This window comes from Streptomyces sp. NPDC058145 (genome assembly GCF_042884245.1).
Taxonomy (GTDB): domain Bacteria; phylum Actinomycetota; class Actinomycetes; order Streptomycetales; family Streptomycetaceae; genus Streptomyces.
On sequence record NZ_JBHVUH010000008.1, the window covers coordinates 110,761 to 125,769 of the forward strand.

10 protein-coding genes are annotated in these 15,009 nt (G+C 70.5%); 5 read left to right on the forward strand and 5 right to left on the reverse strand.

The window, feature by feature from the left end:
- Positions 1-19 precede the first annotated feature (19 nt).
- The 3 genes from glpK to ACFVVO_RS19470 form a co-directional block, all read right to left on the reverse strand.
- Positions 20-1,558 (reverse strand): glycerol kinase GlpK, encoded by a 1,539-nt coding sequence (gene glpK / locus ACFVVO_RS19460; RefSeq protein ID WP_390056441.1) that lies wholly within the window; start codon positions 1,556-1,558, stop codon positions 20-22.
- A 69-nt stretch (positions 1,559-1,627) separates the two neighbouring features.
- The gene (locus ACFVVO_RS19465; RefSeq protein ID WP_390056443.1) at positions 1,628-2,422 is read right to left on the reverse strand and encodes an MIP/aquaporin family protein; all 795 of its coding nucleotides are present in this window, start codon (positions 2,420-2,422) and stop codon (positions 1,628-1,630) included.
- A 385-nt stretch (positions 2,423-2,807) separates the two neighbouring features.
- Complete coding sequence (locus ACFVVO_RS19470) at positions 2,808-3,572, reverse strand: IclR family transcriptional regulator (protein ID WP_390056444.1); 765 nt, start codon at positions 3,570-3,572, stop codon at positions 2,808-2,810.
- A gap of 294 nt (positions 3,573-3,866) precedes the next feature.
- Here ACFVVO_RS19470 and metH point away from each other — a divergent pair, with 294 nt between their 5' ends.
- From metH to ACFVVO_RS19485, 3 genes are all read left to right on the forward strand, one after another.
- Complete coding sequence (gene metH / locus ACFVVO_RS19475; protein ID WP_390056446.1) at positions 3,867-7,382, forward strand: methionine synthase; 3,516 nt, start codon at positions 3,867-3,869, stop codon at positions 7,380-7,382.
- Positions 7,383-7,575: 193 nt separating this feature from the next.
- A complete protein-coding gene (locus ACFVVO_RS19480; protein ID WP_390056448.1) occupies positions 7,576-8,277 on the forward strand; it encodes an HAD family hydrolase in 702 nt (233 codons plus the stop codon).
- Positions 8,278-8,737: 460 nt separating this feature from the next.
- A complete protein-coding gene (locus ACFVVO_RS19485; RefSeq protein ID WP_390056449.1) occupies positions 8,738-10,342 on the forward strand; it encodes an ABC transporter substrate-binding protein in 1,605 nt (534 codons plus the stop codon).
- Between the two features lie 79 nt (positions 10,343-10,421).
- Here the strand turns inward: ACFVVO_RS19485 and ACFVVO_RS19490 are convergent, their stop codons facing one another.
- Positions 10,422-11,093, reverse strand: a complete 672-nt coding sequence (locus ACFVVO_RS19490) for a response regulator (RefSeq protein WP_390056450.1) — start codon at positions 11,091-11,093, stop codon at positions 10,422-10,424.
- Between the two features lie 83 nt (positions 11,094-11,176).
- Entirely contained in the window at positions 11,177-12,172 is a 996-nt protein-coding gene (locus tag ACFVVO_RS19495; protein WP_390056452.1) for a RecB family exonuclease, read from the reverse strand.
- A 178-nt stretch (positions 12,173-12,350) separates the two neighbouring features.
- Here ACFVVO_RS19495 and ACFVVO_RS19500 point away from each other — a divergent pair, with 178 nt between their 5' ends.
- The gene (locus tag ACFVVO_RS19500) at positions 12,351-13,928 is read left to right on the forward strand and encodes a site-2 protease family protein (protein ID WP_390056454.1); all 1,578 of its coding nucleotides are present in this window, start codon (positions 12,351-12,353) and stop codon (positions 13,926-13,928) included.
- A 53-nt stretch (positions 13,929-13,981) separates the two neighbouring features.
- Positions 13,982-14,884: a tRNA (adenine-N1)-methyltransferase gene (locus tag ACFVVO_RS19505; protein ID WP_189951268.1), complete on the forward strand. Its 903-nt coding sequence runs from the start codon at positions 13,982-13,984 to the stop codon at positions 14,882-14,884.
- Positions 14,885-15,009 lie beyond the last annotated feature (125 nt).

The window sequence follows — 15,009 nt, forward strand, 5'->3', positions numbered from 1 at the left end:
AGAGCTGTCGGAACTCAGCTCAGCTCTCGTCCTCGATCCAGCCCATGGTCCGGTCGACGGCCTTGAGCCAGTTCTTGTACTCACGGTCGCGGGTCTCCGCGTCCATGTGGGGGGTCCATTCGGCGGCCCGGCGCCAGTTGGCGCGCAGTTCGTCGGTGCTGGACCAGAAGCCGACGGCGAGGCCGGCGGCGTAGGCGGCGCCGAGGCAGGTGGTCTCGGCGACCATCGGGCGCACCACGGGTGCGTCCAGGACGTCCGAGAGGGTCTGCATCAGCAGGTTGTTGGAGGTCATGCCGCCGTCGACCTTGAGGGTCACCAGTTCGTCGCCGGAGTCCTTGACCATGGCGTCGGCGATCTCCCGCGTCTGCCAGGCGGTGGCCTCCAGGACCGCGCGGGCGAGGTGCGCCTTGGTGACGTAGCGGGTCAGCCCGGCGATCACGCCGCGGGCGTCGGAACGCCAGTGCGGGGCGAACAGGCCGGAGAAGGCCGGTACGAAGTAGGCGCCGCCGTTGTCCTCGACCGAGAGCGCGAGCGTCTCGATCTCGGCCGCGGTGGAGATCAGGCCCATCTGGTCGCGCATCCACTGCACCAGGGAGCCCGTGACGGCGATCGAGCCCTCGAGGGCGTAGACCGTCGGCTGCTCGCCGATCTTGTAGCCGACGGTGGTCAGCAGACCGGCGTAGGAGTTGATGATCTTGTCACCGGTGTTCATCACCATGAAGGTGCCGGTGCCGTAGGTGGACTTGGTCTCGCCCTCGGAGAAACAGGTCTGGCCGAACAGGGCCGCCTGCTGGTCGCCGAGCGCCGAGGCGACCGGGATGCCACCGAGCAGATCGCCGAGCTTGCCGCCGGTGACCTCGCCGTACACCTCGGCGGAGGGGCGGATCTCGGGCAGCATCGCCAGCGGGACGCCGATGGACTCGGCGATCTTCTCGTCCCACCGCATGGTGTGCAGGTTCATGAGGAGGGTGCGGGAGGCGTTGGTGACGTCGGTGACGTGCCGGCCGCCGTTGGTACCGCCGGTCAGGTTCCAGATGACCCAGCTGTCCATGGTGCCGAAGAGGATGTCGCCCGCCTCGGCGCGCTCCTTGAGGCCCTCGACGTTGTCGAGCAGCCAGCGGGCCTTGGGCCCGGCGAAGTAGGCGGCCAGCGGCAGGCCGGTCTCGCGGCGGAAGCGGTCCTGGCCGACATTGCGGCCCAGATCCCGGCAGAGGGCGTCGGTGCGGGTGTCCTGCCAGACGATGGCGTTGTGGACGGGCTCACCGGTGTTCTTGTCCCACAGCACGGTGGTCTCGCGCTGGTTGGTGATGCCGATGGCCTTGATGTCGTCACGGGTGATGCCGGCCTTCTCGATGGCCCCGGCGACGACTTCCTGGACGTTGGTCCAGATCTCGTTGGCGTTGTGCTCGACCCAGCCCGGCTTCGGGAAGATCTGCTCGTGCTCCTTCTGGTCGACGGAGACGATCCGGCCGTCCTTGTCGAAGACGATGCAGCGCGAGGAGGTGGTGCCCTGGTCGATCGCGGCGATGAACGGGCCTGTGGTGTGGGCGTCGGTCACTGTGTGCTCCTGAAAGATCCGTGGTGATGGGGCTTTACGTACGGCGCGTGCGCGGAAGCTCGGTGCTTCCTAGACGAAGGCGACGTTGTAGATGCCTGCGGCGATCGCGCCGCCGATCAGCGGACCGACCACCGGGACCCAGGCGTAGCTCCAATCGGAACCGCCCTTGTTGGGCAGGGGCAGCAGGGCGTGGACGATGCGGGGGCCGAGGTCACGGGCCGGGTTGATCGCGTAACCCGTGGGGCCGCCGAGGGAGAGGCCGATGGAGACGACCACGAGCGCGGTGATCAGGGCGCCCAGGGGGCCCAGGCCGTTGCCCTTGTCGTTCAGGCCCTGTGTGAGGACGGCGAGCACCAGCACGATGGTGCCGATGATCTCCGTGAGGAGGTTCTGCACCGCGTTCCGGATCTCCGGACCGGTGGAGAAGACGCCCAGGACCGGGCCGGCACCCTTCTCCTGGGCCTCGACGGCCTTGGCCGTCGTGGCCTGCGCGCCCGGACCGCCGACGATCTCCTTGTCGGTGAGGTGCGCGTGGAACTGGCCGTAGTAGGCCGCCCAGACCAGGGCCGCGCCGATCATGGCGCCGAGCAGCTGACCGCCCCAGTAGACGGGCAGGTTGCTGAAGTCCTTGTCCTTGATCGCGAGCGCGAGCGTCACGGCCGGGTTCAGATGGGCGCCGGAGAGCGGCGCCGAGGTGTAGACGGCCGTCAGTACGGCGAAACCCCACCCGAAGGTGATGGCGAGCCAGCCGGCGTTACGGGCCTTGGAGGCCTTCAGGGTCACAGCGGCGCAGACGCCGCCGCCGAGCAGGATGAGTATGGCGGTACCGATGGTCTCGCCGATGAAGATGTCGGAGCTGGACACCCGCGACTCCTTTGTCCTTCGTTCCAGGGAAACCGAACCCCGGGTCCCTCCGGGGGTTCTGGCGCCCTCGGGGGTGAGAGCGATGCCGGCCCTTGGCGTTGTCACACTCTAGCGCGTATTGCCGTTAGGTGTTCGACAATGCCGACCGGTGGACGGGAGTCTTGCTTTGGCGCCACGCATGCGTCAAGGGTTCTGTTATCGAAAACAGGATCGTTATTGATCGCCGCCGGTTATCGCTCTTCCTGTCCTTACGTACCTACTCGCCCGATATGTCCATTTCAGGGTATGGCGAGAACCGGAACGCCGCCTCGCGTCCCGGTCGTCCTCGGGTTGGTCCGTCGGGCCGGCCTTGTTCAGCCGTCGCCCGGCAGTGGATCGCCGCCGGTCAGAAACGCCCCGCGCCCAGGTCCCGCGACACCGCGCGGGCACAGTCCCGTACCGCGGCGATCAGCTCGGGGCGCACCTCGCCGTCCCGGCACAGCCGCTCCACCGCGCCCGCGATGCCGACCGCGCCCACCGGCATCCGGCGCCGGTCGTGGATGGGCGCGGCGATCGACGCCACGCCCTCCCAGGTCTCCTCCACGTCCGCCGCGTAACCACGCGCGCGTGTGAGGTCCAGCAGGTGCTCGAAGTCCTCCGGCTCGCACACCGTGCGGTCCGTGAACGGCTTGCGGTCGGCCTCCATGGCCTCGCTGTGCGCCACCGGGTCGCAGGCGGAGAGCACCTTGCCCAGCGCCGTGGAGTGCAGTGGCTGCATCGCCCCTATCTCCAGCACCTGCCGGCTGTCGTCCGGCCGGAAGACGTGGTGCACGATCAGGACGCCCTGCTGGTGCAGGACGCCCAGATAGACGCTCTCCCCACTGGACCGGGCCAGGTCGTCGGTCCACACCAGGGCCCGCGCCCGCAACTCGTGCACGTCCAGATAGGTGGTGCCAAGGCGCAGCAGCTCGGCGCCCAGCTGGTAGCGGCCGGAGACGCCGTCCTGCTCGACGAACCCCTCCTGCTGCAGGGTCCGCAGGATGCCGTGGGCGGTGCCCTTGGCGAGGCCCAGTGACGAGGCGATGTCCGAGAGGCCGAGCCGCCGCTCGCCGCCCGCGAGCAGCCGCAGCATCGCCGCCGCCCGTTCGAGCGACTGGATGTTCCGTGCCATCGCCGTCCTGCCCTCCGTCCCCTTCGACCATTGCCGAACAGCGCGCAACACCCTGTTCGGCAATGTCGAACACTACCGGTCCATGTCGACCTCCCGCCAATGGTCGGTCGACACCTGTTACATCCCGTGCGGCGCGCCGGTGGCGATCCGGCCACTCGGCGCGCCCCGCGTCCGCCTCGTGGACGCCGGTGCCCATCCAAGCCCACTCCCGGTTACCCTGACGCCGTGCCCTGCCCCGGTTCCCGCCGGGGAAGGCGCATAGCCGACAGCCGTCGCATTCCAGGGAGCCCCTTCATGGCCTCGTTGCCAACGACCCCTTCCGCCGACAGCCGGGCCCGTGCGTCCGCGCTCCGAGAGGCACTCGCCACCCGTGTGGTGGTCGCCGACGGAGCGATGGGCACGATGCTCCAGGCCCAGGAGCCGACGCTCGAGGACTTCCAGCAGCTCGAGGGCTGCAACGAGATTCTCAACCTCACCCGCCCCGACATCGTCCGCTCCGTCCACGAGGCGTACTTCGCCGTGGGCGTCGACTGCGTCGAGACCAACACCTTCGGGGCCAACCACTCCGCCCTCGGCGAGTACGACATCCCCGAGCGCGTGCACGAACTGTCCGAGTCGGGCGCCCGAGTCGCCCGCGAGGTCGCCGACGAGTTCACCGCGAAGGACGGCCGGCCCCGCTGGGTCCTCGGCTCCATGGGCCCCGGCACCAAGCTGCCCACCCTCGGCCACGCCCCCTACGCCACGCTGCGCGACGCCTACCAGCGCAACGCCGAGGGCCTGGTCACCGGCGGCGCCGACGCGCTGCTCGTGGAGACCACCCAGGACCTGCTGCAGACCAAGGCCGCCGTGCTCGGCGCCCGCCGCGGCCTCGACGCCCTCGGCCTCGACCTGCCGGTGATCGTGTCCGTGACCGTCGAGACCACCGGCACCATGCTGCTCGGCTCCGAGATCGGCGCCGCCCTCACCGCGCTCGAACCGCTCGGCATCGACATGATCGGCCTGAACTGCGCCACCGGCCCGGCCGAGATGAGCGAGCACCTGCGCTATCTCGCCCGCAACGCCCGCATCCCGCTGTCCTGCATGCCCAACGCGGGCCTGCCGGTGCTCGGCAAGGACGGCGCCCACTACCCGCTGAGCGCGCCGGAGCTGGCCGACGCCCAGGAGACCTTCGTCCGCGAGTACGGCCTCTCGCTCGTCGGCGGCTGCTGCGGCACCACCCCCGAGCACCTGCGTCAGGTCGTCGAACGCGTCGAGGGCCTCACCCCGCGCACCCGCGACCCGCGCCCCGAGCCCGGCGCCGCCTCCCTCTACCAGAGCGTGCCCTTCCGCCAGGACACCTCCTACCTCGCCATCGGCGAGCGCACCAACGCCAACGGGTCCAAGAAGTTCCGCGAGGCCATGCTCGGGGGCCGCTGGGACGACTGCGTGGAGATGGCCCGCGACCAGATCCGCGAGGGCGCGCACATGCTCGACCTGTGCGTCGACTACGTCGGCCGCGACGGCGTCGCCGACATGGAGGAACTCGCCGGCCGCTTCGCCACCGCCTCCACCCTGCCGATCGTCCTCGACTCCACCGAGGTCGACGTCATCGAGGCGGGCCTGGAGAAGCTCGGCGGCCGCGCCGTGATCAACTCCGTGAACTACGAGGACGGCGCCGGACCCGGTTCCCGCTTCGCGAAGGTCACCGAGCTGGCCCGGGAGCACGGCGCCGCGCTGATCGCGCTGACCATCGACGAGGAGGGCCAGGCCCGCACCCCGGAGAAGAAGGTCGAGATCGCCGAACGGCTCATCGACGACCTGACCGGGAACTGGGGCATCCGTGAGGACGACATCCTCATCGACACCCTGACCTTCACCATCTGCACCGGTCAGGAGGAGTCCCGCAAGGACGGCCTCGCCACCATCGAGGCGATCCGCGAGCTCAAGCGCCGCCACCCGGCCGTCCAGACCACCCTGGGCCTGTCCAACATCTCCTTCGGCCTGAACCCGGCCGCCCGCATCCTGCTGAACTCCGTCTTCCTCGACGAGTGCGTCAAGGCGGGCCTGGACTCGGCGATCGTGCACGCCTCCAAGATCCTCCCGATCGCCAGGTTCAGCGAGGAAGAGGTCCGGACGGCCCTCGACCTCATCCACGACCGCCGCGCCGAGGGCTACGACCCGCTGCAGAAGCTGATGCGGCTCTTCGAGGGCGCCACCGCCAAGTCCCTGAAGGCCGGCAAGGCCGAGGAACTGGCCGCACTGCCTCTGGAGGAGCGGCTCAAGCGGCGCATCATCGACGGCGAGCGCAACGGCCTTGAGGCCGACCTCGACGAGGCCCTCCAGGACCGGCCCGCCCTGGAGATCGTCAACGACACCCTGCTGGACGGCATGAAGGTCGTCGGCGAACTGTTCGGCTCCGGCCAGATGCAACTGCCGTTCGTGCTCCAGTCCGCCGAGGTCATGAAGACGGCCGTCGCCCACCTCGAACCGCACATGGAGAAGTCGGACGCCGAGGGCAAGGGCACCATCGTGCTGGCCACCGTGCGCGGCGACGTCCACGACATCGGCAAGAACCTCGTCGACATCATCCTCTCCAACAACGGCTACAACGTCGTCAACCTGGGCATCAAGCAGCCCGTCTCCGCGATCCTGGACGCCGCCGAGGAGCACCGCGCCGACGTCATCGGCATGTCCGGCCTCCTGGTGAAGTCCACCGTGATCATGAAGGAGAACCTGGAGGAGCTGAACCAGCGCGGCCTCGGCGCCCGCTTCCCGGTCATCCTCGGCGGCGCCGCCCTCACCCGCGCCTACGTCGAGCAGGACCTGCACGAGATCTACGACGGCGAGGTCCGCTACGCCCGCGACGCCTTCGAGGGCCTGCGCCTGATGGACGCCCTCATCGGCGTCAAGCGGGGCGTGCCCGGCGCCAAGCTGCCCGAGCTGAGGCAGCGCCGGGTCCGCGCCACGGCCGCCGTGGAGATCGAGGAGCGCCCGGAGGCGGGGCACGTCCGCTCCGACGTCGCCACCGACAACCCCGTGCCCGCCCCGCCGTTCTGGGACACCCGCGTCATCAAGGGCATCCAGCTCAAGGAGTACGCGAGCTGGCTGGACGAGGGCGCGCTCTTCAAGGGCCAGTGGGGTCTGAAGCAGGCCCGCGCCGGCGACGGCCCGACCTACGAGGAGCTGGTGGAGACCGAGGGCCGCCCCCGCCTGCGCGGCCTCCTGGACCAGCTCCAGACGGAGAACCTGCTGGAGGCGGCCGTCGTCTACGGCTACTTCCCGTGCGTCTCCAAGGACGACGACCTGATCATCCTGGACGAGCGGGGCAACGAACGCACCCGGTTCACCTTCCCGCGCCAGCGCCGCGGCCGCCGCCTGTGCCTCGCCGACTTCTTCCGCCCGGAGGAGTCCGGCGAGACCGACGTCGTCGGATTCCAGGTCGTCACCGTCGGCTCCCGGATCGGCGAGCAGACCGCGAGGCTCTTCGAGTCCAACGCCTACCGCGACTACCTCGAACTGCACGGCCTGTCCGTACAGCTGGCCGAGGCGCTCGCCGAGTACTGGCACGCGCGGGTGCGCGCCGAACTCGGCTTCGGCGGCGAGGACCCCGCCGCCATGGAGGACATGTTCGCCCTGAGGTACCGGGGCGCCCGCTTCTCCCTCGGCTACGGTGCCTGCCCCGACCTGGAGGACCGCGCCAAGATCGCCGAGCTGCTGCGGCCCGAGCGGATCGGCGTCCAGCTGTCCGAGGAGTTCCAGCTGCACCCCGAGCAGTCCACCGACGCGATCGTGATCCACCACCCGGAGGCCAAGTACTTCAACGCCCGCTGACGCACCCGCCGGCCCCCGCGTCCGGGCATCCCGAAGGGCCTCCTGGCCTGCACGGGGGTGTTTCAGAGCTACCCCGGACCCGGAGTGATAAACGAGGCGCTTCGGGCGCCGGAGTCGTACACTGGTCGGTCCACCGCAGGCCGGTTCCCCGCATGGGAACCGGCCTGGTCGTCCCTCAAGGAGGTGCGCCCGGATGACCAGCACTGTCCCAGCGCTCGGAACCCGTACGGCCGAAGGCTCCGCCCTGCAGGCGGTCCTCCTCGACATGGACGGCACCCTGGTGGACACCGAGGGCTTCTGGTGGGACGTCGAGGTGGAGGTCTTCGCCGCCCTCGGCCACGTCCTCGACGAGTCCTGGCGGCACGTCGTCGTCGGCGGTCCCATGGCCCGCAGCGCCGGCTTCCTCATCGAGGCCACCGGTGCGGCCATCACCTTCGCCGAAGTCGCGGTGCTGCTCAACGACGGTTTCGAGACCCGCATCGGCCGATCCCTGCCGCTGATGCCCGGCGCCGCCCGGCTGCTCGCCGAACTCCACGAGCACGGCATCCCCACCGCCCTGGTATCCGCCTCCCACCGGCGCATCATCGACCGTGTGCTGAGCGTGCTGGGCCCCCACCACTTCGGCCTCTCCATCGCCGGCGACGAGGTCTCGCGCACCAAGCCCTACCCCGACCCCTATCTGCTCGCCGCCGCCGGACTCGGCGTCGACCCGGCCCGGTGCGCCGTCGTCGAGGACACCGCCACCGGCGTCGCCGCCGCGGAGGCCGCCGGCTGCCAGGTGGTTGCCGTCCCCTCCATCGCCCCCATCGCCCCGGCCGAACGGCGCACCGTCGTGTCCTCCCTGGAAGAGGTCGACCTGCCATTCCTGCGCGGCCTGATGACGCACATGCGCTAGCCGTTCACTCGGGGTACTCCCGGGCCCGGAGCCGGCCGAGTGCCAAGTCCGATGGGCGTGTTGGACAAATTTCCGGGGAAGTACACCGAGGGCTGAATTCCGGGCGGGCCGCCGGTCGAATTCCGGTAACCGGCAACCCTGGGTCGCGCATGTGACGTTCCCCACGCGTCGAGTCCTCGACAACGTTGCCCAAGTGTGCAGACCGTCCCGATCCGGGACGTGACGGCGTGCCCTTGTGTCCCGATTGGGGAGACGCTGCACTAATCCTGCCGCTGTCGGGTTTTCGGTGTGTCCACACCCGGTTTCACTCCGTGATGGACGCTCAACTCGCGCGCCAGTGAACCCCCGTGCGGGCGCGGACTAATCTCATCGCGAGAACATCGAAGCAACCCCCGTGGCTCGCCGCACCACCCATGCATGCCGAGTACATGGACTCGAACAGCTCTGGAGAAACTCCCGCATGAACCGCAAGATTTTGGTGCTGCCGGCGGTGGCCGGCCTGCTGACGCCGGTTCTCGCCGCGTGCGGCGGATCCGACAGCGGGAGCAAGAGCGGGGACGCCATCGTGGTCGGCACCACGGACCGGTTCGAGGCCACCAGCGACGCCCCGGCGCCTCTCGACCCCGCCTACGCCTACGACGTCGGCACCTGGAACATCCTGCGCCAGACGGTTCAGACCCTGATGACCCAGCCCAAGGGCGAGGGCAACCCCGTCCCGGAGGCCGCCGAGAGCTGCTCCTTCACCGACAGCGGCAACGAGCGCTACGCCTGCAAGCTGCGCGAGGGCCTGCAGTTCTCCGACGGCGACAAGATCACGGCCGCCGACGTGAAGTACTCCATCGAGCGTGCCCTGCGCATCAACGCGGACAGCGGTGTCGCCACCCTGCTCAACACGGTCGACACGATCGAGACCCAGGGCGACCGCGAGGTGATCTTCCACCTCAAGACGGCCGACGCCACGTTCCCGTACAAGCTGTCGACCCCGGTCGCGGGCATCGTCAACCCGAAGGACTACGCCAAGGGCAAGCTGCGCGACGGCTTCGACGTCGACGGCTCCGGCCCCTACACCCTCAAGGCCGACGTCAAGGACAACGCGATCGTCACGGCCACCTTCACCAAGAACCCCTCCTACAAGGGCAGCGTGACGGTGAACAACGACGAGGTCGAGATGCGCTCCTTCGACGACGCCGACGCCATGGGCCAGGCCATCCAAAAGGGCGACATCGACATGATGACGCGCACCATGTCGCCGTCCCAGATCGACAAGCTGGACGCCGGCTCCCAGGCCAACGTCGACCTCGTCGACATGCCGGGCCTCGAGATCCGCTACCTGGCCTTCAACACCGACGCGCCCACCGTGAAGACCAAGGCCGTCCGCCAGGCCATGGCCCAGGTCATCAACCGCGGCGAGCTCGTCTCCAAGGTCTACGGCACCCAGGCCGAGCCGCTGTACTCGCTGGTCCCGGCCACCCTCACCGGCCACTCGAACTCGTTCTTCAACAAGTACGGCGACCCCAGCGTCACCAAGGCCAAGAGCCTGCTCGAGAAGGCCGGCATCACCACCCCGGTGAAGCTGACGCTGCACTACACCACCGACCACTACGGCTCGGCCACCAAGCAGGAGTTCCAGATCCTGCAGAAGCAGCTCAACGGCAGCGGGCTGTTCGACGTCAGCATCCAGGGCCACCCCTGGGCGACCTTCCGGCCCGCCGAGCAGAAGGGTCAGTACGACGTCTACGGCATGGGCTGGTTCCCCGACTTCCCCGACGCCGACAACTTCGTCGCGCCCTTCCTCGACAAGGGCAACTTCCTCGGCTCGCCCTACTCCAACGGCACCATCCAGCGCACGCTGATCCCCGAGTCCCGGCGTGAGGCCGACCGCCTCAACGCGGTCAAGACCCTCACCGCGATCCAGGACACGGTCGCCGAGGACGTCCCCGTGCTGCCGCTGTGGCAGGGCAAGCAGTACGTCGCCGCACGCGACACCGTCACGGGCGTCTCCTACGCCCTCAACTCCGTCGCGTCGCTCCAGCTCTGGGAGCTCGGCCGCGGTGTGAGCGGCTGAGCCGCCCCCCGGAGCAACACCGAGGGCGCCCCTTCCCGCACGGGAAGGGGCGCCCTCGTCGTCGCTCCGGGGGCCCGGCTCAGTTCGCGCCGGGCCGCACCAGTCCGCTCTCGTACGCGTACACCGCGGCCTGCACCCGGTCCCGCAGCCCCAGCTTGGTCAGCACATGCCCCACGTGCGTCTTGACCGTCGTCTCGCTGACGAACAGATCCGCGGCGATCTCCGCGTTGGACAGTCCGCGCGCCACCAGCTTCAGCACCTCCATCTCACGGTCGGTGAGCGTGTGCAGGGTGTCCGGCACGGACTCCTCACCGGACGGCAGATGCGTGGCGTACTTGTCCAGCAGGCGGCGCGTGATGCTCGGCGCCAGCATCGCCTCCCCCGCGGCCACCACCCGGATCGCCTGCACCAGCTCGTTGGCGGGCGCGTCCTTCAGCAGGAACCCGCTCGCCCCGGCGCGCAGCGCCTCCACCACGTACTCGTCCAGATCGAACGTGGTCAGCACCAGCACCTTCGCCGGGCCGTCCCGCCCCGGACCGGTGATCTGCCGGGTGGCCTCCACACCGTCCATCCGCGGCATCCGGATGTCCATCAGCACGACATCCGGCTGCAGGGCCCGTACCTGATCGAGGGCCTGCAGGCCGTCACCGGCCTCGCCCACGACCGCGATGTCCTGCTCGGCCTCCAGGATCATCCGGAAACCGGTACGCAGCAGGGGCTGGTCGTCGACCAGTAGGACGCGGATGGCCACGTGACACTCCTTCGCTAGTCCGCACCCATTCTGCCCTGCCCCCGGCAAGCCACCGTCGGCACCCTCGAGGCAGCCGCCGGCCGCTACTCGCCGGCCGCGGCGGACCGCACCTGCAGGGGATAGGGCGGGGGAGTACCGCCGAACTCCGGGCAGTGCGACCGGTGATCGCACCAGCCGCACAGCTTCGTCGGCCGGGCACGCCACTCGCCGGTCTCCGTGGCCTGCCTGATCGCCTCCCACAGCGCCAGCAGCTTGCGCTCCACCCGCTCCAGGTCGGCCAGGACGGGATCGTAGGTCAGCACGTCACCGCTGCCGAGATACACCAGCTGCAACCGGCGTGGGACGACCCTCTTCAGCCGCCACACCACCAGCGCGTAGAACTTCATCTGGAACAGCGCGCTCTCGGCGTACTCCGGCCGTGGCGCCTTCCCCGTCTTGTAGTCCACGATCCGCACCTCGCCGGTGGGCGCCACGTCGACACGGTCGATGATCCCGCGCAGCCGCAGCCCCGACTCCAGCTCGGCCTCCACGAACAGCTCCCGCTCGGCCGGCTCCAGCCGGGCGGGGTCCTCCAGCGTGAACCACCGCTCCACCAGCCGCTCGGCCTCACCCAGCCAGCGGGCCAGCCGCTCGCCCTCCGGATCCTCGGCGAACAGCTCCCCGACCTCCGGCCGGCTCTCCCGCAACCGGTCCCACTGCCCGGGGATCAGTGCCTTCGCCCGCGGCGCCGTCCGCTCCGCGGCGGGCGCGTCGAACAGCCGCTCCAGCACGGCGTGCACGAGCGTTCCCCGCGTCGCGGCCTCACTCGGCTTCTCCGGCAACCGGTCGATCACCCGGAACCGGTACAGCAGCGGACACTGCATGAAGTCACCGGCCCGGGACGGCGACAACGAGGACGGCGCGACGGCCACACGCTCCTGCGCCGGTCCGGCCGCACCGTTACCGGACGCCACCGGCTCCCCACCGGACGCCACCGGCTCCGCCGCCGCGTCCGGCGAGGGTTCCGCCGCTCCCGCCGCCGGTACGTTCTCCCCGGCCGGACCCGGCAGGGCCCCCGCGTCCTCGATGCTGCTGTCCATGACCCCAGACCATACGGGCCGGCACTGACAGCGACCCGGCTGCGGGCCGCGTTAGGCCGCGCGACAGCGGGGCAAACACAAGGGGTGCCGGGGCGGAACGGACCACCACGGCCGCATACCATCGACCCGAGACCTTCCGCCCGCATGGCGCGGAAGACGCTTCGAACGAGGGGACAGCGTGGACGTGAGCGGCGGGAGCGGGCAGCCGCGGTCCGGCAACGACGAGCCGGCCGAGCACCCCGCGGGCCCTACGGTCCCGGCTACCGGACCCAGCGGTCACCACCCCGGCCCGGAGCCCGACGACGCCCCCGAGCCCGCCGGCACCCCGCGCCCCGACCGGGAGGAGCGCGAGGGCCCCGGAGGCTCCCATGACCCGGGCGACCGCCAGGACCGCCCCGGCCGGGACGAGCACCCCGACGCGGACACCCCGAAGGAAACCCGGGCCGTGAGCCCGAGCCCGAGCGCGAGCCCCGAAACCGGCGAGACCACCGGCCCCGGCACCGGCGACGAAACCCCCGCGGCCGACACCGGCACCCACCCCGCCGAACACCGCTCCCTCGCCCACTCCGGCATCGCCAAGGGCGAACCCCCGCAGCCGCGGCCCAAGGAACCCGGCGGCGGACTGCTCATGGGCCGCCCCTTCGGCGTCCCCGTCTACGTGGCCCCCAGCTGGTTCCTCGTGGCCGCCCTGATCACCTGGGTCTTCGGCGGCCAGCTCGACCGGGTGCTGCCCGAACTCGGAGCCGCCCGCTACCTGGTCTCCCTCTTCTTCGCCGTCGCCTTCTACGCCTCCGTCCTCGTCCACGAACTGGCCCACACGGTCGCCGCGATCCGCTTCAAACTCCCCGTCCGCCGCATCCAGCTCCAGTTCTTCGGCGGCGTCTCCGAGATCGAGAAGGAGGCCGAGACCCCGGGGCGCGAGTTCGTCCTCGCCTTCGTCGGACCCCTGCTCTCCCTGGTCCTGGCCGGCCTGTTCTACCTGGCCATGAAGCCCGTACAGCCGGACAGCGTCCCGGGCGTCCTGCTCGCCGGCCTGATGATCTCCAACCTCATCGTCGCCGCCTTCAACCTGCTGCCCGGCCTGCCCCTCGACGGCGGCCGCATGCTCCGCGCCGTCGTCTGGAAGATCACCGGCAAACCCATGAGCGGCACCGTCGCCGCCGCCTGGGTCGGCCGCGCCCTCGCCATCTCCGTCCTCGTCGGCCTGCCGCTGCTCAACCAGTCCGGCGCCTTCGGCGGCGGCAACCAGGACATGGGCGGCATGGACACCGTCACCGACGCCCTGCTCGCCGCCATCCTCGCCGCGATCATCTGGACCGGCGCCGGCAACAGCCTGCGCATGGCCCGCCTGCGCGAACACCTCCCCGAGCTCAAGGCCCGCGCCCTCACCCGGCGAGCCGTCCCCGTCGAGAGCGACACCCCCCTGTCCGAAGCCCTCCGCCGCGCCAACGCCGCGGGCGCCCGCGCCCTCGTCGTCGTCGACCCCGAAGGCAACCCCCTCTCCCTGGTCCGTGAGGCCGCCATCGTCGGCGTACCCGAACACCGCCGCCCCTGGGTAGCCGTCAGCGGCCTCGCCCAGGACCTCACCGACGGCATGCGGGTCTCCGCCGAACTGGCCGGAGAGGAACTCCTCGACACCCTCCGGGCCACCCCCGCCACCGAATACCTCGTCGTCGAGGAGACCGGCGAGATCTACGGCGTCCTCTCCGCCGCCGACGTCGAGCGCGCCTTCGTCAAGGCCATGGCCCGCCCCTGACAGCCCGCCCGCCCGTGGTCGGCGGCCCCCGCAAACGCCGGTAGGCTGGTCACATGTCCGAACCGACCGGTGCCGCCCGCAGGCGCGGGCCCTTCAAGGTCGGGGACCAGGTTCAGCTGACCGACCCCAAGGGCCGCCACTACACGTTCACGCTCGAAGCCGGGAAGAACTTCCACACCCACAAGGGCTCCTTCCCGCACGACGAACTGATCGGCGCTCCCGAAGGCAGTGTTGTCCGCACCACCGGCAACGTCGCCTACCTCGCGCTGCGCCCCCTGCTCCCCGACTACGTCCTGTCCATGCCCCGCGGGGCAGCCGTCGTCTACCCCAAGGACGCGGGGCAGATCCTCGCCTTCGCCGACATCTTCCCCGGCGCCCGCGTCGTCGAGGCCGGGGTCGGCTCCGGCTCGCTCAGCAGCTTCCTGCTGCGCGCCATCGGCGACCAGGGCATGCTGCACTCCTACGAGCGCCGCGAGGACTTCGCCGAGATCGCGCAGGCGAACGTCGAGCGCTACTTCGGCGGCTCCCACCCCGCCTGGCAGCTCACCGTCGGCGACCTCCAGGACAACCTGTCCGACACCGACGTCGACCGCGTCATCCTCGACATGCTCGCCCCGTGGGAATGCCTGGAGGCCGTCTCCAAGGCACTCGTCCCCGGCGGCATCCTGTGCTGCTACGTGGCCACCACCACCCAGCTCGCCCGGACCGTGGAGTCCATCCGGGAGATCGGCTGCTTCAACGAGCCGACCGCCTGGGAGACCATGATCCGCAACTGGCACATCGAAGGCCTCGCCGTCCGGCCCGACCACCGGATGATCGGCCACACCGGCTTCCTGCTCACCGCCCGCCGGCTCGCCGACGGCGTCGAGCCGCCCATGCGCCGCCGCCGCCCCGCCAAGGGCGCCTACGGCGAGGACTACGCCGGCCCCAACGCCGACGGCGGCACCGGCCGCTGACCGGCCCCTCCCGACGGGCACAACGCGAAGGCGCCGTGGCCGAGTTCCCCACCACACCCGGGAACCCGGCCACGGCGCCCACGCGTTGACACGGCACCAGGTCGCGCACGACCCCCCGCGCGCGT